This is a genomic window from Trichocoleus sp. FACHB-6 (assembly GCF_014695815.1).
GTDB classification, from domain to species: Bacteria; Cyanobacteriota; Cyanobacteriia; order Cyanobacteriales; family FACHB-T130; genus Funiculus; species Funiculus sociatus.
Genome location: NZ_JACJOY010000010.1, coordinates 1 through 24,293, shown reverse-complemented (window position 1 = coordinate 24,293; position 24,293 = coordinate 1). Strand labels below are relative to the sequence as shown.

Genomic DNA, 24,293 nt, shown 5'->3' with positions numbered 1-24,293 from the left:
TGAATTTAATCAGTTTATATTCTATTGACTTGCCTTGTATAGACAAACACACGATGTTTCTTATCTCTACCTTTAGGAGTATTTACAAATATTAATATTAAAAAGAGAATTTTCGTAGAGGAGAGATTAACCCAATCTAAAATCTACCTAGTCTCCACCAAGTAACTGTATCCTGTTTCATTCACCAAAAAAAATGTGTAAAAATAAGGGCTTAACCTGATTAGGAAAAGTCCATAATTTGCTTGGTAAACTAGAAGTGCTTCATTGGTTTTACAAATTTGCACTTTTTGAATATTCAAGCTCTCTTCTTACTTGATGAAACTGGATGTGTTCGCATACGTAAGTGTTGAGTAATAGGGAAAATGGTGAAAAAAATTTTAGTAATTGAGGATAATGCCCCAACGCGAAATTTCTTTGTAGAATGCCTTAAAGCTGGAGGTTTCTACACTATTGATGCTGAAGACGGTAAATTGGGAATTCAAAAGGCACAAAAACAGCTACCCGACCTGATAATTTGCGACATTGTAATGCCGGAAACAAATGGTTACGATGTCCTAGCTACGCTGCGCTCTAACCCCCTGACAGCGATTATTCCTTTCATTTTTGTCAGTTGCAAGGGGGAACGGCCTGACCTCCGCAAAGGCATGGAACTGGGAGCGGATGACTATCTCACTAAACCTTGTATGGGAGAGGAATTGCTGAGCGCGATCGCTACCCGTTTGAAAAAACAAGCTACCTTACTACAGTGGAGTTCATCTGAGAACCAGCGATCAGATTCACCCTCTACTAAAGCTGCAAGCGCGTCTTCTCCGCAGTCAATATTTCCTGAATGTCCCCAAATGATTGAGATATTCAATTTTATTGAGAGTAATTATCATCAACCGATTACGCTCTGTGATGTGGCTCAGGCATTTGGTTACTCTCCGGCTTACCTGACTAGCTTAGTGCGGCAACATACCGGAGAGAGTATATACCGCTGGATTGTCAAGCGTCGGATGGCACAGGCGCTTTTCTTACTCCAAGAAACCGACCAGGCAGTAAATCAAATTGCTGAAGCAGTCGGCTATAAAGACGCAGGCCATTTCAGCCGCCAATTTCGCCAATTTTACGATACAACTCCTCAAGGCTGGAGAAGCACTCATCGCATAAAGCTAGAGACACAACAATATCAAAAGAATTGACCAATGTATCAAAAGATTATTCATTGCAACTTTGCCTTAAATTCTTAAAAGTTAAGAGTAAGGAGTTAGGAGGCGAAGAGTTATAAACTCATAATTCATGACTTTTGTAATCTAGTATTCAATTCGCACACCCCAGGCGAACCTTGAACCAAAGCCAACCCTTTTAATGAGTATTATGTATTCTTTAATTGACCTTGATCTAAAGGGCGTAAACGGCTTACTCCGTTGCTGGCTAGCACAAAATGTCGCCAAAGAAAGTCTCACCTGGCTAGATGAGAAGATAAAGCAGATTGCCGAAGGTAATCAGGAGCGAGTATTCTTTACCTCCTTCAGTGCTGTACCTCGCTATACGGGCAAAAAAAACCTGGAGCTAACACCAGAAGACTTACAAGCAGCTCTTTCAATACAAAGAGGTTGGTTTCCCGGTAATTGGAGCGTAGATCAAGCGGCTCGCACCTTACTGATACTGGCGCTGCCGCAGGATAATGTGGAGAAATATCTGCGATCGCTTGAGCATATCTTCACCACCGCCGACGTGGGAGAGTTAGTCGCTCTCTATCAAAGCTTGCCAATATTACCCTACCCAGAACGGCTTTGCGCCAGAGCTGCCGAGGGAGTACGGAGTAATATGACTTCGGTGTTTAATGCGATCGCATTGCAAAACCCTTATCCCGCCGACTATTTCGACAACAACGCTTGGAACCAAATGGTACTAAAAGCTGTTTTTGTCGGTAGTCCCTTGCATCTCATCGTCGGACTCGACCGTCGTGCTAACCCAAATTTAGCACGAATGTTGGCAGACTATGCTCACGAACGTTGGGCGGCTAAACGTCCAGTAACGCCGGAACTCTGGCGACCAGTCGGGCGGTTTGCGGACACCCGGATAGTAGCGGATTTGGAAAAGGTGCTGAACACTCCTGATGCAGTCCAGCAAGAAGCAGCTGCTTTGGCTTGTTCTCAATGTCCCTTACCCCAAGCTCAAGAACTACTCGCTCGTCACCCAAACTTACAATCATCTATTGAGCAGGGTCGTCTGACTTGGAGCAGTTTTAGCCAAAATAGACTTCTGGCATTCATTCAGCCCTGAACTAAAATACTCTTCCAGAAGCCGCAAAGCGTCTAAGGGGCTTCATAGCTAAAGTCATCGTCACTATTTCTTGGTAAATGTTTCAACCTGTTTTAACGGGTTTAAGTTTTCAGCCGGAAGTTTATTTCCAGGGATACGAATGCAATAAGACACAATCTGAAAAAGTTTTGAGTTAAATCTTTTCTAATAATTCAAAACTCATGTGATGTGTCACTTTCCAAGTCAGAACCCCCTTAACAAGGGGAGAAAAGTTGCGCATAACTCAAAACTCATAACTCTGCGAAATCCATTATTCACGAAGTAACCATGTCTAACAACAGCAGGATGTTCATCGATCCTCACATTCATATGTCCTCCCGCACAAGTTACGATTACCTCGTGATGCGAGAGTATGGCATTGTTGCCGTCATTGAACCTTCCTTCTGGTTGGGACAGCCCCGGACTAACGCCGGGAGTTTTAAGGACTATTACAGCAGCATCGTCGGGTGGGAGCGATTCCGAGCCAGCCAGTTTGGGATCAAACACTACTGCACAATTGGCTTGAACCCGAAAGAAGCTAACAACGAGGCGTTAGCAGAAGAAGTTATGGAACTGTTACCACTTTATGCCTGTAAAGAGGGCGTGGTTGCTATTGGTGAAATTGGCTATGACGATATGACACCAGCTGAGGACAAATATTTTCGTCTACAGCTAGAGTTAGCAAAAGAATTGGATATGGTGGTGTTGATTCACACTCCCCACCGCAACAAGAAAGCAGGTACTAGCCGTAGCATGGATCGCTGTATTGAGCATGGATTAGATCCAGCGCAGGTAATTATAGACCACAACAACGAGGAAACTGTTGAAGAGGTACTAAATAGAGGTTTCTGGGCTGCTTTCACGATTTATCCGCAGACCAAGATGGGGAATGCAAGGATGGTGGAGATCGTGCGCCAGTATGGATGCGATCGCGTAATCGTAGACAGTAGTGCAGATTGGGGAGTCAGCGATCCCCTAGCTGTACCTAAGACAGCCCAGCTAATGCTAGAACGGGGAATCTCAGAAGAGTATGTGCGGGCTGTCTGTTACGAAAATGCCCTAAAAGCTTATAGCCAAAGCGGTCAGATGAAAGAAGCAGACTGGCTAGAACCCTTACCTATTGACCAACGCGAACTTTTCAACGGAAATTCCGTACTGCGCGGACAGTCACCAGTCGTAGAGTCTAACCGCGACTTTGCACTCATTGAGTAATTGGCTCATGGCTAATGGTCAATTCACAATTAGCTATTAGCAAAAAATAGCCTTCTACCTCATAACTCCCGAAAAAAATCTTATAATCACGGAGAATTACAGTGAATGCTGCAAGTTTGAGTTCCCACCGTTTGTGGGCTTATCTACAGCTAATGCGACCTGCAAACATTGTTACTGCTTGGGCAGACATTCTAGTTGGTTTTGCAGCTTCAGGAGCGATCGCATTCCTAAATCAAACGCTAACAGGATCGGCAACACTTGCATGGTTACTTCTAGCTACCACGGGTTTATACGGTGGCGGTGTAGTATTTAATGATGTATTCGACGCTGAACTGGATGCCAAAGAGCGACCAGAAAGACCAATTCCTAGCGATCGCGCATCCCGTCAAGGTGCGATCGCGCTTGGAAGTCTGCTTTTAGTTGTCGGCATAGTTGCAGCCTTGCAAGTATCCTGGTTGAGTGGCGCGATCGCTGCTACCATCGCCTTTGCCGCTCTACTATATGATGCTTTCGGCAAACACCACTCAATTCTTGGCCCCGTCAACATGGGCATTTGTCGCGGCGGCAATTTATTGCTAGGCGTGAGTGCTGTACCAGCAATGTTAGGAGAACGCTGGTTTTTAGCTTTAATTCCTATTACCTACATTGCTGCTGTCACCGCTATTAGCCAAGGTGAAGTACATGGTGGAAAAGCGAGTACGGGAATAACAGCTTTGCTATTTGTTGGCGCAGTCATTGTTAGCATATTAGCGCTGGGGCTTTTGCCAGATTATCAAATTCTTGCCGCATTGCCGTTTATTCTTTTATTCGCTGGGCGTGTGTTACCTGCTTTTGTAAAAGCCGCCCGCGAACCAACTCCAGACCTAATTCGAGTCGCAGTGAAGGCGGGCGTATTGTCGTTAATAGTCTTGGATGCGACAGTTGCAGCTGGTTTCGCAACTTTACCTTATGGTTTGTTGGTTTTGAGCCTGCTACCAATTTCAATGATACTGGCGCAAATATTTGCTGTGACTTGAAGCCTAGCCTCCGCGTTCATGGCTAATGGTAATGACAATTAGCCGCAATTAGTAATGAAAACAATACTTACGAGCGGTTTTATATGATACCAGATAAGCTCAAGCAAACTGACCAATTTCTAATCAAGCTATTACGCGATCGCATATCGATTTTGAGTGAATCAGAAGTTCCAATTGAAGAACAACTATCCTATATTGCTCCCTTTCTTGCCCAGATTGGTGTTCCGGAATCTGTTTGGGAAAATGTAGTAACAAGTTGTCTCGCCGGTACCAGTAACTTTTCATCTATAGATAATGTCAGTCCCCGACAAATTACCATTATTGGCGGGCTTGGCAGAATGGGAAAATTGTTTACACAACAACTCTCAGCAGCGGGCCACAACGTTAGCATTCTTGAACACAATGATTGGGATAATGCAGATAAACTGCTAAGCCAAGCAGACCTAGTTTTAATCAGCGTGCCTATTGACAGGACGATAGATGTAATTAAGCGTACAGCTAAATATCTTTCTCCAACTACAGCACTGGCAGATATTACCAGTATCAAGACTCAGCCAGTACAAGCAATGCTCGATTTCCATGCTGGGCCTGTAATCGGATTACATCCCATGTTTGGGCCAACTGTCAAATCTTTCCTATCCCAAAAAGTTGTAGTTTGTCCAGGGCGAAATCAGGATTCATTTCAATGGTTTCTAGACTTCATAGAAAGTCAGGGTAGCAAGCTGATTGTATGCACTCCCCAAGAACACGACCGCATGATGGTAATTATTCAAGCGACGCGGCATTTCTCCAGGTTTAGCCTCGGTGTTTTTCTAGCAGCAGAAAGAATAGACATAGACCGCAGCTTGTCGATGTCAACCCCAAGTTATCGCTTAGAAATTGACATAGTAAAACGTTTGTTTGCCCAAAGTCCGCCCTTATGTGTGGACATCATGCTGGCAACAGAAGATAGATGTCAAACTATTGAAAGATTGGCGAACACCTACAGCCAATTAGCAAAACTGGTGGCCCAGAAAGACCGCTCCGCCTTAATCCAAGAATTTGAAACAGTTCAAAACTTTTTCGCCGAAGAAATCATCCAACCCACAGAAAAAGAATACACACTTAATGCTCTGGTTAACTGAGGAAAATAGAACCACAACAATCAAAATTCATTTATATAACAATTCTCAGTAATTTATGAACTTCTCCCTTTCCTCCTCTTTTGCTCCTGGGTAGTTCGTTTAAAAAGTAACTTTCAAAACTCAGGATTGGTATATAACTCCCCCTTTCTCCTCCTCTGAGGTTCATTAATCTTCAAAAATAAAACCAGATTGCCATATGCTCATTGAAATTTTTCACGATACCGCCTGCCCTTGGTGCTATATTGGCACAAAACATCTCTTCGATGCCCTTGAAAAATGGCAATACGAAGCGATAAAGATTCAGTGGCATCCCTTCTTGTTAGATGACACAATTCCCCCTCAAGGAGTTGAGTTTCGCGCCTTTATGAAAGCGAGGAAAGGCATGGAACCCGAAGAATTGAAACGCCTATTTGACTACACTAAGCAAAGAGGTGAGGCATCTGGCGTAAAACTAGATTTCAACAAAATATCTTTGGCTGTTAACACAACGCTTTCCCATCAGATGATCGCACTTTCCCCAACAAAAAGTAAAAATGCTGTAGTTGAAGCAATTTACAAAGCTTACTTTGAAGAAGGGTTAAACATCGGAGACATCGAAACCCTTGTTTCCTTGGGCAAAGCTGCTGGCATAGATGCTACACAATTACGCAACCTTTTAAGCAGTGATGCTGCCTTAGATGAGGTTATGGCTGATGCGACATCTGCGCGACGTAGCGGTATCAACAGCGTGCCTTTCTTCATCTTCAATAACAAAATCAACGTCAATGGTTCTCAGTCGGTAGAGGTGTTTCTTCAAACTTTGGAACGCGCTGCACTTCCGGAAACTTTGAAAGTGAATTCTTTGTGGTAAGTACGATTGTTCGCGGTAATTTAAAAACAAAAATATGACAATTGGCATCAAGCAAAAGACTGATTTGAATCTGGAACCGATTCATCAATGTGTCCCCGTTACCTTTCGCTATAACGTTCACTTTACCAAAGGTTTGTTTGAATTGGACAATCCTTTACTTGCACAAGCGATCGCATCCGAAGGAGACGCGGAACCAAAGAAAGTAATAGCAGTAGTAGATGGAGGATTATTGCGGTTTCATCGGGGGCTGTTAGGTAAATTAGCAGCGTATAGCGAGCATTATGGAGACATCCTAACGCTCATGCTTGAGCCGATGATAGTCCTTGGGGGAGAAGCAGCTAAAAACGAACCAATGTTGCTAGAGCAAATTCACAAACTTATTGATTCAGCTGGCTTATGTCGCCATTCGTACATCTTGGCGATTGGGGGAGGAGCCATGCTAGATATGGTAGGATATGCCGCAGGAACTGCTCACAGAGGCATTCGATTAATCCGAATTCCTACAACAGTATTGGCACAAAATGATTCCGGAGTCGGAGTAAAAAACGGAATTAATGCCTTTGGAAAAAAGAACTTTCTCGGTACTTTTGCACCTCCTCATGCTGTCTTGAATGACTTTGATTTTCTGACTACTTTGAACGAGCGAGACTGGCGTTCCGGTGTTGCTGAGGCGGTCAAAGTTGCATTGATTAAAGATAGGAAATTCTTTGAGTTTATCCAGACGCACGCACAAGCGATCGCTTGTCGCGATATGCACATCATGCAACAGCTAATCTATCGCTGCGCCCAGTTACACTTACAACATATTGCCACCAGCGGCGATCCCTTTGAAATGGGTTCATCGCGTCCCCTAGATTTCGGCCACTGGGCGGCTCACAGGCTAGAGCATTTGACAAATTACAGCCTGCGTCATGGCGAAGCAGTAGCGATTGGAATTGCACTAGATAGCACCTATTCTTATCTAGCTGGACTGCTTCCCGCGTCGCACTGGCAGCAGATAATAAATACACTCAAGGTATTGGGTTTTACGCTTTATGTGCCGGAACTAGCTCCAACACAGCCAGGAAATTCCCGATGCTTATTCCGGGGACTAACCGAGTTTCGGGAACATTTGGGCGGTGAATTAACCCTAATGCTGCTGCAAGGAATTGGGCAGGGAATTGAGGTTCACGAAGTGGATATCTCTTTATATATGCAAGCCGTTTCTATCCTGAAACAGCTTGATAAAGCTAAGCAGACAGTAACTTGTAGGTTGGGTTGAGTACCGTTCACCCAACTTACCTTATCAAGTTAGGTGTAATTCGATAGTAGCGAGGAATGGCACTGATTTAGGAGCCTCGAAATAAATTTCGGGTTCAAAGCTTACTTAAGCTCTGAACCCGTTCCAGCGGGTTTTAGCTTTTAGTCTAAACTAAAGTTTAGGGCTTAAGTTCAGTGCCATTCGATACTAGGGAACGTAAGCATGAAAATTGGGAACAGCAGCTTTCACTTAACTTATTGCACAAACATTCATCCAGGCGAAAACTGGAGCGAAGTCTTCGCCAACCTGAAAAAATACGTTCCAAATCTCCAAGCAAGATTGGCACCAGGGAAACCATTCGGTATTGGGTTACGGTTATCAGATATAGCAGCACGGGAAATGCTGGAAGAAGATACTTTAGCTCAATTTCAAATATGGCTGAATCAACAAAATTTATACGTGTTTACCTTAAATGGATTTCCTTACGGGGGATTTCACCGGCAAGTTGTAAAAGACCAAGTTTATGCACCAGATTGGTCAAAGAAGGAACGGTTAGATTATACAATCCGCTTGGCGAAAATTCTGGCAGCCTTATTACCAGAAGAAATTGACGGCGGAATTTCTACATTGCCGTTATCTTATAAACCGTGGTGGGTAGAAGACAAAGTAAGCTGCGATGCAGTCTTCAAAAACAGCAGTTTAAACTTAGCTTTAGCTGCTGCCGAAATGGTACGCATCCGGGAAGAAACAGGGAAACTGCTGCATTTGGATTTGGAACCGGAACCGGATGGATTAATTGAAAATGCTGCCGAAGTAATTGATTTCTTCCAAAATTGGTTATTACCAATCGGAGGAGCGTGGTTAGCAAAACACTTGGATATTTCGCAGGAATTAGCCGAGGCGAAGTTGTTTGAACACCTGCGCGTTTGCTATGACACCTGTCATTTCGCGGTGGAATATGAAGATCCAATATCAGTTTTTAAAAGTTTCAAAGCGGCGGGAATTCAAATTGGCAAGATTCAGCTAAGCGCCGCAATTCAGGTGGCGTTGCCTTCTACTGTTCAGGAACAGAACTTGGTAATTGAACGGTTGCGTCCTTTTGCAGAATCTACCTATCTGCACCAAGTTATAGAGCGGAGTGGTGATGGAACTTTGCATCACTATCCTGACTTAGCAACTGCTTTACCGCACCTCAAGCAATCATCGGCCGAGGAGTGGCGAACTCACTTTCACGTCCCAATTTTTATCCGCGATTATCAAATATTACAGTCTACTCAAGACGATATTGTGACTGTTCTGGATCTGCTGCAAGAAAATACCTGTAAGCACTTGGAGATTGAAACTTACACCTGGGATGTGTTGCCATCCGAGATGAAGATGGATTTATTAACATCTATCCAGAGAGAGTATGAATGGGTGTTGGCAACAGTTGGTAATTGCTAATTTCTATTAGCTTTTGAGCAATAATATCAAAACTGTTTGTAAGAAGCTCGCCTCCAGCCCCTCTCAGTAAACGGGGAGCAAGAAAAGTTTAGTTTTGTTAATTTTAAATGTCCCCAGAGGGAAGCAATAAAAGTTTGTATTTTCTTGGTCTCTGGTTACTGATGAAGGGTCGGGTATAAAGCTCTTTCTCAACGTGATCGCTCAAATTTTAGATAACTAATAATCAACAAAACTAATGCAGAAAACAGTTGTTCTCAATGTCGTAGGATTAACGCCCAGTTTATTAGGAAAACATACACCGTTTTTATCAGAATGGGCGGCACAAGGACAAGTAGTTCCCGTTAAACCAGCATTGCCTGCTGTAACTTGTTCGGTTCAGGCGACTTACTTAACTGGAAAATGGCCTAATGAGCATGGAATTGTTGGTAATGGTTGGTACTTTCGAGATGAATGTGAAGTAAAATTCTGGCGACAGTCTAACAAATTAATTCAGGCTCCGAAAGTGTGGGAAACGGCGCGCTCGTTTGACCCGACCTTCACCTGTGCTAACCTCTTCTGGTGGTACAATATGTACTCTTCAGCAGATATTTCGGTGACACCACGACCGATGTATCCCGCTGACGGCAGGAAAATTCCGGATATTTATACTCAACCTGCCGAGTTGCGATCGCATCTTCAAGATCGTCTCGGTACTTTTCCTTTATTCGAGTTTTGGGGCCCAAAAACGTCTATCCGTTCCAGTCAGTGGATCGCTGAGTCAGCTAAGGTTGTAGAACAGATGTATGCTCCAACATTAACTTTAATTTATATTCCGCACTTAGATTACAACTTGCAGCGGCTGGGTACTGATGAGCAAGCGATCGCAACTGATTTAAAAGAGGTAGACGACGTATGCAAGGACTTAATCCAGTTTTACGAATCTCGCGGATCGCAAGTAATAGTTCTTTCTGAATATGGAATAACACCCGTAAATAAAGCCGTCTCATTAAACCGAATATTGCGGGAAAACGGCTATCTTGCAGTGAGGGAAGAGTTGGGATTAGAGTTACTGGATGCAGGAGCCAGTATTGCTTTCGCCGTCGCAGATCACCAAGTGGCTCACATCTATATAAACGACAAAGATAAAGTTTCACAAGTGCGGAATTTAATCGAGAAAGTGCCAGGGGTGGAATTAGTTTTGGGCGAAAAAGAGAAGGCAAATTACCATCTAAATCATCCTCGTTCTGGTGAATTAGTAGCTATTGCTGCTCCTGATTCTTGGTTCACATACTATTACTGGTTGGACGACACCAAAGCACCAGATTTTGCCCGCAATGTAGATATTCACCGCAAGCCTGGCTACGACCCAGCAGAGTTATTTATCGACCCTTCTATTAAGTTTCCTCAGTTGAAGATAGCTGGAATATTGCTTAAGAAGAAGCTGGGCTTTCGCACTTTGTTAGATGTCATTTCCTTAGATGCTTCGTTAGTGAAAGGTTCTCATGGGCGACTTCCTAATTCTCCTGACGATGCGCCATTAATTATTACTAATAATACCAATCTGCTGCCAGCCACTCTAGAGGCGACAGACATCCACGATATCATCTTATCCCACTTACAAAAGGGTATAGTCCAAAATGGTCGGTAGAGGAAAGGGTATAAATTTGCAGGCATTTCTACCAATAAAAATTTAATCTTTATTGGGGATTAAAACCATGCAAATTTTTGAGAAAATCTTGCACTCGCTGCCATACTTGCTCTAATAAATCGGGAGATTCTGCATCAAACCATTCAATCTGAGGATATGCCTTAAACCAAGTGCGCTGTCGCTTGGCAAATTGGGAAGTGTGCAAAACTGTTAATTGTTTCGCTTCATTCAAAGAAATTTCCCCAGCCAAATATTGCTTTATTTCTCGATATCCCAATGTATTCAGCAGAGGCAAATCAAAACTGTATTTTTGACACAAGGCTTTTACTTCCGCTTCCCAACCAGCCGCTAACATTTGTTCTGTGCGCTGTTCAATGCGGCGAGTGAGATCAGAGCGATCGCAATCTAACCCAATTTGCAAAATGGGATAATCGGGTGGGTTCTCTCCTTGCTGCTCGGAGATGGCACGACCAGTCACATAATATACTTCTAAGGCACGTAACGTCCGCACAGGATCGTTGGGATGAATTTTCTTTGCCGCAGCTGGATCGACTTGTTGCACAAAGGCGTAAAGTTGAGTTTGACTGAGAGAGGAAAGTTGCGATCGCAATTCCTTATGCGGTGGCACCCTGGGAATCTTTAACCCCTTAACCACAGAATTGATGTAAAGTCCAGTACCTCCAACCATTACCAAAGGAGCAGGTATACAAGCAATCAAAGCTTGCGCCTGCTGCTGGTAATCTGCCACAGTTAAGGTTTCTGTGGGATCGCAGATATCAATTAAGTAGTGCGGCACCAACTTTTTATCCGTCTCACTTGGCTTAGCTGTCCCAATATCAAATTCGCGGTACACTTGACGCGAATCAGCACTGAGAATCGCCGAACCCAGCCGCTGCGCCAAAGCCAAACCTAGCCCAGACTTACCCGTTGCCGTCGCACCACAGATTACGATGAGCATCTAACTCCTCGCCTCCTAACTTTACCCGGTTATTCATGGGTATATCCCCTAGACAAATCGCTCTTTATATTGACCTACAGCCGCTTTGAAAGCTTTTATGTTACAATTTTGGAGTGTTTTTCCCTTTTTGGAGTCCCGGTAGGGTTCCAAGCCATTATTGGAGAATCCTTTTCATGACGAGCAGTTACAGTGCCGATCAGATTCAAGTTCTGGAAGGTTTAGAACCAGTCCGGAAACGACCGGGGATGTACATCGGTTCCACTGGACCCCGTGGACTTCACCATCTAGTTTACGAGGTAGTGGACAACTCGGTTGATGAGGCTCTGGCTGGCTACTGCACTCATATTGAGATAGACATCAACGCCGATGGTTCTGTCACAGTTACAGACGACGGGCGAGGCATTCCCACAGATACTCATCCTACCACTGGCAAATCAGCCTTAGAAACGGTGATGACAGTGCTGCACGCCGGAGGTAAGTTTGGTGGTGGCGGCTACAAGGTTTCTGGTGGTTTGCATGGTGTCGGTATTTCAGTAGTGAATGCCTTGTCCGAGTGGGTAGACGTGACCGTTTGGCGGGAGAAGCGGGAGCATACCATGCGCTTTGAGCGCGGTATTCCTGTCACAGAACTGAAAGCCAAGCCAATTAAAGAAGCCAAAACAGGCACCTCAATTAGTTTCAAGCCAGATTCGCAGATTTTTGTGACTACTGGCATTGAGTTTGATTACACCACCTTAGCGAGCCGTCTGCGGGAGCTTGCTTACTTAAATGCGGGTGTCAAAATCACCTTTACTGACAACCGCCTGGAATTGGTTAAGGGTGGAGAGCCCAGAGTAGAAACCTACTGCTACGAGGGAGGTATTAAAGAGTATATCGCCTATATGAATAGCGATAAGCAGGCTCTCCACGAAGAAATTATCTATGTATCCGGCGAACGCAACAATGTGCAGGTAGAGGTGGCGTTGCAGTGGTGCGTTGATGCTTATACAGACACGCTGCTGGGGTTTGCAAATAATATTCGCACAGTTGACGGCGGTACTCACCTGGAAGGGTTGAAGGCGGTGTTGACGCGGACGCTGAATGCGATCGCTCGCAAGCGCAACAAAATCAAAGAAAATGAACCGAACCTCGGCGGAGAGAATGTCCGCGAAGGTTTAACGGGCGTGATCTCCGTCAAAGTTCCCGATCCGGAATTTGAAGGACAAACTAAAACCAAACTCGGTAACACCGAAGTCCGGGGAATCGTTGATTCTTTGGTAGGCGAAGTTCTCACAGAATATTTAGAGTTTCGTCCAAACGTTGGCGATGCGATTCTGGAAAAAGCGATTCAAGCTTTCAAAGCCGCAGAAGCAGCACGTCACGCACGGGAATTAGTGCGCCGCAAATCGGTTTTGGAATCTTCTCCTTTACCGGGTAAATTAGCCGATTGCAGTACGCGAGATCCCTCAGAATCTGAAATTTATATCGTAGAAGGGGACTCAGCCGGAGGAAGTGCCAAACAAGGACGCGACAGACGCAACCAAGCTATCCTCCCATTGCGCGGTAAAATTCTCAACATCGAGAAAACCGACGATGCCAAAATCTACAAAAACACCGAAATCCAGGCGCTGATTACTGCACTGGGGTTGGGTGTCAAGGGTGAGGAGTTCGATGCTTCTCAGCTGCGCTATCACTGCATCGTGATTATGACTGACGCTGACGTAGATGGGGCGCACATTCGGACGCTGTTATTGACGTTCTTCTATCGTTATCAACGGGCGCTGATTGAGCAGGGTTACATCTATATCGCTTGTCCTCCACTATATAAGGTAGAACGGGGACGCAATCATTACTATTGCTATAGCGATCGCGAACTCAACAACCTGGTACAAAACGATTTCCCCGCCAATGCTAATTACACCATCCAGCGATTCAAAGGCTTGGGTGAAATGATGCCGCAACAGTTGTGGGATACTACCATGAACCCGGAAACTCGCACCCTCAAACGGGTAGAAATTGAAGACGCTGCTGAAGCCGATCGCATCTTTACCGTCTTAATGGGCGATCGCGTCGCACCCCGCCGCGAATTCATCGAAACCTACGGTTCTCGCCTTAACCTCGCCGATCTAGATATCTAGATTACCTGAGTTGTAGAGCGCCATCAAATCCTCACCGCCTGTAGCCATCAGGCGGTGAATTTTTCTCTTGTTGCATTAAGATTTACACAGTTGTCGGTTGAACCCGTGCGACACAAGCGTTACCTAACAAATCCTTAAGAAGGTTGGATTTGGTTCCAATCAACCAACCTACACTCGTTTATCCTGTACTAAAACAATATCAAAAAAATAAAATATACTATTTTATGTGCTACTTATAAATATTGACCTCCCAAAAGTAACGAAAAAAACCTTAAAATATTCCCAAAAAATTATTAAGGAATTGCCAAAACATAATGATTTACTTTAACGTTCCAGTTAAGAGCTTGTTTGTTGCATCCAGCGTGCTGATAGCAATTGGCAGCACTCTAGCTATATCGGTAAGTACCCAAGCAACAATTCCCACCATCATTGCTCAAACTAAACCCGCACCACAAACAGACGCTGCTAAACAGCAGCTTTTGGGGCAATGGCAAACTAAAGATCCAGAATCGGGAGATTTGGTTACATTTATTTTTGCACCAGAAGGAAAATTATTTATTTTATTTCCCGCACCCGAAGGCGCACCCGAAAGCCCTCCTGTTGCTTTAGGGATTAAGTATCAAATTAATTCCACCGCGAAACCAGGACAAATTGACCTGGTTTTTACCGAAGAAGAAAGCATTAAAAGCATCTTTGAGTTTACCGATAAAAATCAGTTGCGCGTAGAGTTAGAAGGTCGCAAAGCTGGACAATCTAGACCTACTGCTTTTAGTTCTGAGGCAACAGTTTTCGAGAAGGTTTCTCAGACAACAACATTGCCCGCCAACACTCAAGTAATTGACCTAGAAACTGAAAAGAAAAATGCAGCTGATAATCAACTTCCCAGACCGCAAAGCGAAGCCAAGCTGTATATCGGGATGATGAATAAAGCGCAGCAGGTTTATTATCGAGAACAAGGTAAATTTGCAACAGAATTTGAAGAGACAGGACTGGGAACTGAGCCAGGAAGCGCGTATTATACTTATCGGCTGGCATCACCAGGTAATGAGAAAGAAAGCGTGATGATAACCGCCCAAGCCAAGGATTCTAAACTTCCTAGCTACACAGGGGTTGTGTTCGTCACAAAAAGTAACGGTAAAGCCACTACAATTGCAACTATTTGCGAGACAATTAAACCCTCAACTTCGCCTCCGGCTATGCCCACTGCTCCCAGCAGTGGTTCATCAGAAATAAAATGCCCTGATGGTTCACGTCCCATACAGTAAATGCTTTTGAGGAACTTTCTTCAGGTCGCGCCAGACAGGCTTATAGGCGCATTAGCGATCGCGATCGCATCTTTGATTACAGAAACATTGAGAACTATTTCCCCAAGATGGAATGAATTGTTAAGATGCAGTTAATTTTCAAACCTTGAGTACCATGAGTGACACCGTTCTAGACGTTCGCAACCTGCAAGTTCAATTTGCAACTGACGAAAAGCAAATTTTGGCAGTTGATGGTATTTCCTTCAAACTGGAGTCCGGGCAAACACTGGGAATTGTAGGAGAGTCGGGGTCAGGAAAATCGGTGACTTCCCTTGCAGTTATGGGTCTGGTGCCAAGTCCAGGGAAAATAAAAGGCGGCGAAATTTGGTTTAAATCACAAACGAGTAGCAAAGAAAAAGTTAATCTGCTAAATCTGACACCAGAAGAACTGCGTTCGTATCGGGGTGGTCAGATTTCCATGATTTTTCAGGAACCGATGAGTTCCTTAAACCCAGTTTTTACCTGTGGGTATCAGCTAGTCGAGGCAATCCGTCAGCATCAAGATATTTCAGAAAAAGAGGCAAAAAGACAAGCGATCGCGCACCTGCAAGAAGTTAAGTTACTCCCCAGCGATGAGGAGTTAAGAAAACGCTATTTAGAAGAAAATGAAACGTTAAACGAAGCGGAAGTTAATCGCCACATCAATCAGCAAAAACTGGCAATATTGGATCGCTATCCCCACGAACTCTCCGGCGGTCAATTGCAGCGGATCATGATAGCAATGGCGATTTCCTGTAACCCAGCAATACTAATTGCTGACGAACCGACAACAGCCCTGGATGTCACAGTACAGGCAACAATTCTGGACTTGCTGCGAGAATTGCGCGATGCCCGTGGAATGTCGATGATGTTTATCGCCCACGACTTGGGAGTAATTGCGGAAATTGCCGACACTGTAGCCGTGATGTATCAGGGAAAAATTGTTGAGTACGGAACAGTTGAGCAGATTTTTTCCAATCCCCAACATCCTTATACCAAAGGTTTGTTAGCTTGTCGCCCCAGCCTGAATCGCCGCGTGAAATATCTACCCACCGTCTCTGACTTCATGGAAGTTGTGACTACCCCCAGCGGCGAAATCGAGATTCGGGAAAAAACGGTTAATAGGGAAATAGTTGATAACAACGAACCATTAATAACAACTGCTCAAGGTTCTCCTTTAATCGTTAATAGGAATGACCCATCAACAATAGTAGGTCAAAGTTCATCTTTCATAGTGCGTGATGAACCATTAACAACGAACCCCCAACAATCAATCAGAATGGGTCATGCTTCCTCGTTCATAGTTAATAACGATGCACCACCAACGGAAACCCCACTTTTACAAGTCCGCGACTTGCAAGTAGGTTTTCCAATAAAAGGGATGTTTGGTCAAACCCAACGCTATATGATGGCGGTGAATAATGTCTCTTTTGATGTTTTTCCCGGTGAAACGCTGGGATTGGTAGGAGAATCGGGTTGTGGCAAAAGTACCTTAGCACGTACCTTACTACGCTTGATTGAGCCAATGAGCGGTCAGGTGATATTTGAAAATCAAGACATCACCAAACTCTCTGGAAAGTATCTGCGGCTATTGCGGCGGGAAATGCAAATTATCTTCCAGAACCCATATAGCTCCCTCGATCCACGCATGAAAATCGGAGAAGCTGTGATAGAGCCGCTACGCATTCATGGCTATGCGAAGACAAAAAAAGAATGCCGCGATCGCGCAACCTATCTGTTAGAGCGCGTAGGTTTAAATCCTATCTTGATGAACCGCTACCCTCACGAGTTTTCTGGCGGACAACGCCAGCGGGTGTGCATTGCTCGGGCTTTGGCACTAAATCCCAAGTTCATAATTTGCGACGAATCTGTATCAGCGCTAGATGTATCCGTACAAGCGCAAGTGCTGAATTTGCTTAAAGAATTACAGAGCGAATTTGGGCTAACTTATATTTTCATTTCTCACGACTTGAGCGTGGTGAAATTTATGAGCGATCGCATTATGGTAATGAACAAAGGCAAAATCGAAGAAATTGGTTCATCTGAAAGCCTCTACCTCGAACCGAAACAGGAATACACCCGCCAGTTAATTGCCGCCATTCCCACAGGCAGCTTAGAACAAATTCAGCAGCGTCAGCAACAGCGAACCAAACTATCAGCCGTCAGCGAGAAATAACCCCTCTCCAACCCTCCCCGTTAACAGGGCTACCGTGTATACACAAATGGTTTTAGTTAGCAATTAGAGCTTTCGATCCCCCCTAACCCCCCTTAAACAAGGGGGGGAAATCAGAGTTAAAGTCCCCTTAAAAAGGGGAATCTACAACCCCAAACTCTAGACCCAAAACTTCTGTATACACGGTAGCCGCAAACGGGGGTGGCGTTTTTTCTCCTACGACTTAATCAAATGCTGCTCAAACTTGCGATAGTTAGAAATTAACCTGGCACGCTCAAAAGGCGGGTAAAAAAGCATTGTTCCCAAAGGTAAACCAACTGCCAAAACAGCCAACATCACAAAAGGATTTAACAAGCCTATTTGCAACCCAATTCCTAAACTCATACCTAACGCAGTTGCTAACAGCGAAACTCCCACAGCCAGACTGGTACTGAATCCTCTTTTTAAGCAAATTGCTGCCAAACTTGCAGCTCCCAAACCAGTTATAAACATACCCAAATCTACCGCGCCAAACCCAGCAACAGTCTCAGAAGCCCCTCTAAACTGTTCGCCAAAACCAGTGACAAACAAAGCCACAATTCCAGTCACAAACAAAGCCACAACTGTATCAAGAGCCGCAAACTTAATTTTATTCTTGGCAAGAAGTTTAGATGCAACAGCAGCCGCCGCCGTCGCCGCAACCGCAGCCGCAACCCCAAACACAGCGACAAACAAAGTAACAAACGCCGCCATTACCACACCCATAGAACCACTATCAGCGACAACTCCACTCCAAGCTTCCGCCTCCACCCAAGCCCCTGCTAAAGCAAGTGCAACCAGCGAGGCTATAAAAATATAAGGGAGTTTTTTTGTAGCAATAGGAATCGGTGCGGTCTGAACTTTAACAGTTACAGCGTGAGTTTCTGGCAAAGAATTAGTGTGTAATAAAACCTGTCGCTCATAAGTTTTATTCGCCATCAATCTGCTGGTATTAACCTTGATTTTGCAATTAGATTGATTGCTCTCAAACTTGTCTAAATCAAAAGAAATCCAACTGTGTTCCTCTGGGGTATGCGGTGGGTCGCTTTCGTGTGGTGCAACTTCCCAATTACCCTCAAGTACCGTATCGGGAATCGAGTTAGTTATCGCGATACTTTGAGTTACCCTTTCACCTAATTTTTTTGCCTTGAATTCCAAACCCGATTGACTCAGCTTAACTTCTGGTACACGCATCACGTAAATAGGGTTCAGCGCTTCCAAGGCAGCAGCAGCATTAGAATAGCGGTCTTTTGGTTTAATTTCCACCATCTTTTGCAGCCACTCAATCCACCGCAAGCTAAGTTTAGGAACAAGATGCTTAAAATTGATGCGATAATCTTCATCAATTAACTCACCAATTGCTGTAGATTTTATTCCAGTCAGCAAGCAAATCAGCGTTGCTCCCAAACTGTATAAATCTGAAGCTTCGGTAAGATGGCGATGAAATAATTGCTCTGGCGGCATGAAACCTAAAGTTCCTTTTGCCACGCTACTCATCGTCACTTCACCATCACCAATCCTAGCTAAACCAAAATCCACCAGAAACACATTAATTTTCTCATCGACTAAGATATTTTCTGGTTTAATATCCCGATGGATAACAGTGGGAATGCGATTTTGCAGGTAAACCAGAATTTCTAATAGAGAAACAGCAATCTTTTTAATTTCATCTGGGTCAAAACTGCGTGGTACGGCTAATGATGGTGCCTTTTTATACTCTTGCACCATGCAGAAGCCATTTGGCGTTTGGAAAGAATCGAGGTAACGGGGAATGCTGGGGTGTTTTAGCCCTTGTAGCACTTGAATTTCACGCTGATAATTGTCGTATTCTGACCAACTGGCATCTGTTTGGGCGAATTGAAAATGCTTAATAACTACGGGTTGACGGGTTTTCAGATTTGCAGCCAGATAAGTTACTCGACCTCCGGCGCGGTTTTGTCCCAATTGTCGGACTACCTGATAACCGTGGCTAGACAAGTTTGGGAAGTTACTCATGTGTGTGAGAACGAACGCTCATTTCAACTATTTTATGCAACCGCTACGGGTTGCATCATTCAGCAAACAAGGGACAAATGATCAAAGTTGCCCCTTCTGATCCTAGTTCACAAGTCCCGCAATCGGAATTCCAATTTTTGATGTGATTCACACAAGCAAAGTAGGTAAACTATACCTAGTTGAGAAGTGGCTCATTAGAGGCTTGTAATTATTACACAGCGATCGCGTTTGAAACCCAGTATCTCCAAAGAAGTTAACAATTCTGGCCGTTTGGCAGAACCTATCGACATTATTCAGCTAAAACAGTAATATTCTCCTTCACCACTTTTTGCCCATCTAGGGAGAACACAAAAGTCAAATCACCCGGCTTGTCAACATTTTTATCAAAATCATAAAAACACCCCGTACTCAAACTATTTTCTTCAGCCGTGAGAGTCGATTGAACTCCATAAACCATGCGTCCCGTACTACTAAAAACTTGACATAAACAATCGTATTCTTTATCAATTAATTTAAAGTTGACATAAAAATAAACACGCTTATTATTTTTTGAGATTGAAATATCCTGATTTAATAGTTTATATTTATCATCGAAAGCATGGCTAAACTTTGCCAAATAATCAACTGCTAAAGTCGATTGAACTGTCTTGCTTTCTGGTGCGTTTAATTTAAAGCTTGGTGCCATCATCAAAGCAAAAAACCCCAAACCAACTAAGCTAAGGCTGGAAAGTGCAACAGCCTTAATTTCTAAGTTTCGTCGCCTAGAGCTGCGATTAACATCAATTGGCTTTAATGCTGCTTTGGCTGCGGCTGCATTAGGATAGCGTTCTTTAAAATTGGGTGCCACCATTTTTTGCAACCAGTCAAGAAATTGCTGATTTATCTGAGGCAACAAATGTTTAAAATTAATCTGGTAAGACGCATCGATCAAGTTGCCAATTTTCGCTGATGGAGTGTTAGTAAGTAAACAAATCAATGTTGCACCTAAACTGTACAGATCGGATGCTTCTGTCAGCTGACGATTAAACATTTGTTCTGGTGGCATAAATCCCAAACTGCCTTTAACAACACTACTGACAGCAACTTCGCCGCCACCGATACGAGCAAAGCCAAAATCCACTAGGTAAACCTTAATTTCCTCGTCCATTCCTACTAAGATATTTTCAGGTTTAATATCCCGGTGGATAACGGGAGGCGTTTGATTTTGCAGATAAATTAAAATATCTAATAGTAAGAGGGCAATTTGCTTTATTTCGTCAATTTTCCAGCAACGAGGTGAGGCTAAAGAAGGTGCGGGTTTGTATTCCTGCACCATGCAGAAACCACTGGGAGTTTGGAAGGAATCGAGATACTGCGGGAGGCCAGAAAAGGAGAGGCTTTGCAACACTTGAATTTCTTGCTGATAAGCCTCAAAATCTGCCCAATTTGCCCCTGATTGGGCAAACTGAAATTGTTTAATTACAACCTGTACCTCCTCTTGGTAAGGCGGGGTACTTCTTGCCAGATAGGTGACGCGACCACCAGCACGATTGTGGCCTAGTTCGCTTTCAATTTTGTAACCGTGGGGAGAAAAATCTGGGAACTTGTTCATAATGGTATGAGGGCGATTTTATATAACTATGTTGCTCGAAAAAACTGAAAAAGGGAAGCGATCGCTTTCGACCAACTCCGCCGGAACAAAGCCAAAGCCTTCATCTTCTCTTTACATAGGGGGAAACTTAAAACTGCGCCCCTACTCTACTTTGATTAACCCGACTGGGGGATGAGTATCCGGATATATTTTTTGTACAGTAATAGTAACTTTAAAAAGGATTTTCATCATGCGTCGCGTCTTCAGCACTCTTTCCTTATTAGCACTTCTGCAATATTTTCCCGCAGCTGTGAATGCTCAACAAACACAACCATCAGAACTACCATCTGATCCAGTTGAGCGAGTTATTGCTGCCAAATTGATGAGCAACTATCCAGATGGTAATTTTTATGCTGAACAAATTATCAGCCGTGCCGAACTTGCTTCAATTTTAGTTAAAACCTTTAACCTTGATAAACGCGAAGGTGCCGATAAACCAGGAGTTGTTAAAGTTCAAGATGTCCCGCCTTCACACTGGGCATATAAAGATATCCAGACAGTTTTAAAAACTGGCATTATGAAAGGCTATCGGAAAAATAGGTTTTTCCCAAATCAAAAAATTAATCGTGCCGAAGCCTTTTCTATACTTGCCCAAGCTCACGGTGTATTTCAGTTTAATGACGAAACTGTGCAAACAATTATTGCCCAATATCCAGATGCAGGAACTATACCTGATTGGGCTAAAAAATCAATGGCAACTGCACTTTATGAGCGGTTTATAAACACTGATGAACAAGGCAATATTTACCCTTTAAATCCTATGAGTCGTGGTGATATGGCTTATGCTTTGAGTCAATTTTTAGAACGACAACAGATAACAGCCCCTTTGTTGCCTGAAGATTCGCCTTTCCCTGGTAGTTCGCGAGACCGATAGTTCTTGTACTTTTGTTTCTTCCAAAAAACCCATTTTCTTTCTTGAAAAGAGGTTTTTGCTTTCCGCCAGCAGCAGGTCGCCTGTTAAACTTTATTAAGTCTGTGCGATCGCTCTTTTATGAACGCCACCCCAAACCATCGAGATATGCGGCGAGAATTTGCCAGCCGCGACGAATTGCTCGCCTACCTGGGCGAACAATTCCCCGCCGCCGCCGAACGCGATCGCCATATCAGCACCATTCCCGGAGGACGTAAGTCCGCCGAAGCCGCACTGAGGAAAGTAGACCCCCCCAGTTACGCCAAAACCCGCAACTTCTTCACCGGGACAGTCACCCGCCTTTCACCTTATCTCCGCTACGGCGTCTTGAGCTTGGCAGAAGTGCGGGATGCCATCCTGGGCAAAGTCCAGAACCAAGACGATGCCGAAAAACTCATCAACGAACTCGGCTGGCGCGACTATTGGCAGCGACTCTATGCCAAACTGGGAAACGACATCTGGAAAGACCAGGAGCCATACAAGACAGGCTACACAGCCCAAGATTATGCCGAAAAGTTACCAGAAGATGTTGACAAAGGTAGCACAGGTATGGTCTGTATTGACAGCTTTAGCCGCGATTTGCACTCCTCCGGCTACCTGCACAACCACGGCAGAATGTGGTTAGCAGCATACCTTGTCCACTGGCGGCGCATCCGTTGGCAAACCGGGGCAAAATGGTTTTTGCAACACTTGCTAGATGGCGATCCTGCCAGCAACAATTTATCATGGCAATGGGTTGGCAGCACCTTCAGCCACAAGGCTTATTTCTTCAACCGGGAGAATTTAGAACGCTACACAGAGGGCGTTTATTGTCGTCAATGTCCGCTTTACGGTCATTGCGATTTTGAGGGCAGTTATGAAGAATTAGAGAAGCGACTGTTTCCCAAAGCTGAAGGTAGCGATCGCAGTGGCGGTAGCCGAAGTTTTCAGCGCGGAAAGAAGCGTCGTTAGCACGTTTTGAGTTTTGAATTAATGAAACAGCCGATAATTTGGGTGCATGGAGACTGTTTAAGCCCCGCTAATCCTGCATTGCAAGCATACCCCGAAAGCCCTGCAATATGGGTTTGGGATGATGCTTTGATCGAAGAGTGGCAGCTGAGTCTCAAGCGGATTACTTTTATTTATGAATGTTTGCTAGAACTGCCAGTAACGATTCGACGGGGTGATGTCACTGCTGAAGTTATCGCTTTTGCCAAGGAACACAATGCTGATGGGGTTGTTACAGCAGAAAGTCCTAGCCCGCGATTTGACCACATTTGCGACAAAATTGAGGAATCGCTGGTTATCGAAGTGTTACCTGTTGAGCCATTTGTGAAATACGACGGATATATTGACCTTAAACGCTTTTCTCGCTACTGGCGCGTTGCCGAACGTTATGTTTTTGATTAGCACTGGGAGACTATTGTGAAGAATACAAGTATTAGAAATTTGATAGCGATCGCTCTTTTTTCCTCAACTAGCACTGCGGCTTATTCGCGTCCAGCGCCGAATATACAAACACCGGTGCCAATGCAGCAACAAGTTGGGGAAGTGGTGTCGCATTTAGTGGGAGTAATGGACACTTCCGCACAAGCGCAAGCTAACCCCAAAGCCCCAAATGTGAGAATGACTACCTGCAAAGTCAGCGTAGAAAATACTAAGAAAAATCCCAAGGTAGTTTTTCTCTACCAAGAACAAGCGATGTCTCAGAATCTTGCCAAACCCTATCGGCAGAGATTTCTAAAAATTGCCCCCAGCGCCGATAACCAAAGCGTAGAATCGCAATCATTTAAACCACCAACACCAGAAGCTTTAATTGGTCTATGTAGCAACCCAGAAGCAAAACGTGTTGTCAAATTAAACGATATTGGTGCTGCTAAATGCAGCGTATTTTTAAAACCTGACGGTGAAAATTACATCGGTGAGACACCAGAAGCGGGCTGTCCCAGCGACTACAAAGGCGCAGTGAAAGTAACAAATCGAATTCTGTTGCATTCTACTGGAATGGACACATTAGATCGGGCTTTTGATGCCGCAGGAAATCAAGTTTGGGGGTCAAAAGGTGAACCTTATCAGTTTCGGTGGGTTCAGCCAAGCGCGAGTCGCTGAAGCAGTGCTAAGTAGATGGGTAAAAAACTAACCCCAATCCCCTTCTTTACCTTAGCGCAGGAGGGGGGTAATTTTCCTCGCCTTCGCCTTGTAAGGGAGAGGTTCTATAGCAGTTCTCGATCATGTGCAATACATCTGTAGAGGCATGGCAATGCCATGCCAGAAACCAAGCAGATGTAGCTCAAATTTGAAAAACCCGATAGATTCCACCCAGAAATGTTGAATGCTGATACAAAACTTTACATAGTTAGTTGCACTAAGTCTAAAAAGCCTAAATTAGTCAACAGAACATCATCTCCTCAAACCAATGGACATAACTGATT

General features: G+C 44.2%; 20 protein-coding genes. 17 read left to right on the top strand and 3 right to left on the bottom strand.

Annotated features, from left to right (window positions below):
• Nucleotides 1-362 precede the first annotated feature (362 nt).
• The 9 genes from H6F66_RS00980 to H6F66_RS00940 all read left to right on the top strand — a co-directional run bounded on the left by H6F66_RS00980 (nucleotide 363) and on the right by H6F66_RS00940 (nucleotide 10,798).
• Nucleotides 363-1,181: a response regulator gene (locus tag H6F66_RS00980; RefSeq protein ID WP_190417363.1), complete on the top strand. Its 819-nt coding sequence runs from the start codon at nucleotides 363-365 to the stop codon at nucleotides 1,179-1,181.
• Between the two features lie 166 nt (nucleotides 1,182-1,347).
• A complete protein-coding gene (locus H6F66_RS00975; protein WP_190417361.1) occupies nucleotides 1,348-2,268 on the top strand; it encodes an EboA family metabolite traffic protein in 921 nt (306 codons plus the stop codon).
• Between the two features lie 324 nt (nucleotides 2,269-2,592).
• Complete coding sequence (locus H6F66_RS00970) at nucleotides 2,593-3,498, top strand: TatD family hydrolase (protein WP_190417497.1); 906 nt, start codon at nucleotides 2,593-2,595, stop codon at nucleotides 3,496-3,498.
• Nucleotides 3,499-3,599: 101 nt separating this feature from the next.
• Nucleotides 3,600-4,514, top strand: a complete 915-nt coding sequence (gene eboC, locus H6F66_RS00965) for a UbiA-like protein EboC (protein WP_347269314.1) — start codon at nucleotides 3,600-3,602, stop codon at nucleotides 4,512-4,514.
• A gap of 83 nt (nucleotides 4,515-4,597) precedes the next feature.
• The gene (gene tyrA / locus H6F66_RS00960; protein ID WP_190417359.1) at nucleotides 4,598-5,638 is read left to right on the top strand and encodes a bifunctional chorismate mutase/prephenate dehydrogenase; all 1,041 of its coding nucleotides are present in this window, start codon (nucleotides 4,598-4,600) and stop codon (nucleotides 5,636-5,638) included.
• 196 nt (nucleotides 5,639-5,834) lie between these two features.
• Entirely contained in the window at nucleotides 5,835-6,488 is a 654-nt protein-coding gene (locus H6F66_RS00955; RefSeq protein ID WP_190417357.1) for a DsbA family oxidoreductase, read from the top strand.
• A gap of 34 nt (nucleotides 6,489-6,522) precedes the next feature.
• Complete coding sequence (locus H6F66_RS00950; RefSeq protein WP_190417355.1) at nucleotides 6,523-7,749, top strand: 3-dehydroquinate synthase; 1,227 nt, start codon at nucleotides 6,523-6,525, stop codon at nucleotides 7,747-7,749.
• Between the two features lie 201 nt (nucleotides 7,750-7,950).
• On the top strand, nucleotides 7,951-9,171 hold the full coding sequence (gene eboE / locus H6F66_RS00945) for a metabolite traffic protein EboE (RefSeq protein ID WP_190417353.1): 1,221 nt from the start codon (nucleotides 7,951-7,953) through the stop codon (nucleotides 9,169-9,171).
• Between the two features lie 235 nt (nucleotides 9,172-9,406).
• Complete coding sequence (locus H6F66_RS00940; RefSeq protein WP_190417351.1) at nucleotides 9,407-10,798, top strand: nucleotide pyrophosphatase/phosphodiesterase family protein; 1,392 nt, start codon at nucleotides 9,407-9,409, stop codon at nucleotides 10,796-10,798.
• Nucleotides 10,799-10,847: 49 nt separating this feature from the next.
• Here the strand turns inward: H6F66_RS00940 and miaA are convergent, their stop codons facing one another.
• Entirely contained in the window at nucleotides 10,848-11,756 is a 909-nt protein-coding gene (miaA, locus tag H6F66_RS00935) for a tRNA (adenosine(37)-N6)-dimethylallyltransferase MiaA (RefSeq protein WP_190417349.1), read from the bottom strand.
• Between the two features lie 173 nt (nucleotides 11,757-11,929).
• On the opposite strand from miaA, the gene gyrB reads away from it, so the two are divergent.
• The 3 genes from gyrB (at nucleotide 11,930) to H6F66_RS28135 (ending at nucleotide 17,332) form a co-directional block, all read left to right on the top strand.
• On the top strand, nucleotides 11,930-13,873 hold the full coding sequence (gene gyrB, locus H6F66_RS00930) for a DNA topoisomerase (ATP-hydrolyzing) subunit B (protein ID WP_190417347.1): 1,944 nt from the start codon (nucleotides 11,930-11,932) through the stop codon (nucleotides 13,871-13,873).
• Between the two features lie 314 nt (nucleotides 13,874-14,187).
• On the top strand, nucleotides 14,188-15,138 hold the full coding sequence (locus H6F66_RS00925; protein ID WP_190417345.1) for a type IV pilin-like G/H family protein: 951 nt from the start codon (nucleotides 14,188-14,190) through the stop codon (nucleotides 15,136-15,138).
• Between the two features lie 154 nt (nucleotides 15,139-15,292).
• The gene (locus tag H6F66_RS28135) at nucleotides 15,293-17,332 is read left to right on the top strand and encodes an ABC transporter ATP-binding protein (RefSeq protein ID WP_190417343.1); all 2,040 of its coding nucleotides are present in this window, start codon (nucleotides 15,293-15,295) and stop codon (nucleotides 17,330-17,332) included.
• A gap of 213 nt (nucleotides 17,333-17,545) precedes the next feature.
• Here H6F66_RS28135 and H6F66_RS00915 read toward each other — a convergent pair whose 3' ends face one another.
• The gene (locus H6F66_RS00915) at nucleotides 17,546-19,342 is read right to left on the bottom strand and encodes a serine/threonine-protein kinase (RefSeq protein ID WP_190417340.1); all 1,797 of its coding nucleotides are present in this window, start codon (nucleotides 19,340-19,342) and stop codon (nucleotides 17,546-17,548) included.
• 289 nt (nucleotides 19,343-19,631) lie between these two features.
• Nucleotides 19,632-20,933 (bottom strand): protein kinase, encoded by a 1,302-nt coding sequence (locus H6F66_RS00910; protein ID WP_190417338.1) that lies wholly within the window; start codon nucleotides 20,931-20,933, stop codon nucleotides 19,632-19,634.
• A 28-nt stretch (nucleotides 20,934-20,961) separates the two neighbouring features.
• On the opposite strand from H6F66_RS00910, the gene H6F66_RS00905 reads away from it, so the two are divergent.
• From H6F66_RS00905 to H6F66_RS00885, 5 genes are all read left to right on the top strand, one after another.
• Nucleotides 20,962-21,108: a hypothetical protein gene (locus tag H6F66_RS00905; protein ID WP_190417336.1), complete on the top strand. Its 147-nt coding sequence runs from the start codon at nucleotides 20,962-20,964 to the stop codon at nucleotides 21,106-21,108.
• A gap of 54 nt (nucleotides 21,109-21,162) precedes the next feature.
• Nucleotides 21,163-21,846: an S-layer homology domain-containing protein gene (locus H6F66_RS00900; RefSeq protein WP_190417334.1), complete on the top strand. Its 684-nt coding sequence runs from the start codon at nucleotides 21,163-21,165 to the stop codon at nucleotides 21,844-21,846.
• Between the two features lie 144 nt (nucleotides 21,847-21,990).
• A complete protein-coding gene (locus H6F66_RS00895) occupies nucleotides 21,991-22,833 on the top strand; it encodes an FAD-binding domain-containing protein (RefSeq protein WP_190417493.1) in 843 nt (280 codons plus the stop codon).
• A gap of 21 nt (nucleotides 22,834-22,854) precedes the next feature.
• Nucleotides 22,855-23,271 (top strand): hypothetical protein, encoded by a 417-nt coding sequence (locus H6F66_RS00890; protein ID WP_190417332.1) that lies wholly within the window; start codon nucleotides 22,855-22,857, stop codon nucleotides 23,269-23,271.
• Between the two features lie 15 nt (nucleotides 23,272-23,286).
• The gene (locus H6F66_RS00885) at nucleotides 23,287-23,970 is read left to right on the top strand and encodes a chromophore lyase CpcT/CpeT (protein WP_199295212.1); all 684 of its coding nucleotides are present in this window, start codon (nucleotides 23,287-23,289) and stop codon (nucleotides 23,968-23,970) included.
• Nucleotides 23,971-24,293: the final 323 nt, after the last annotated feature.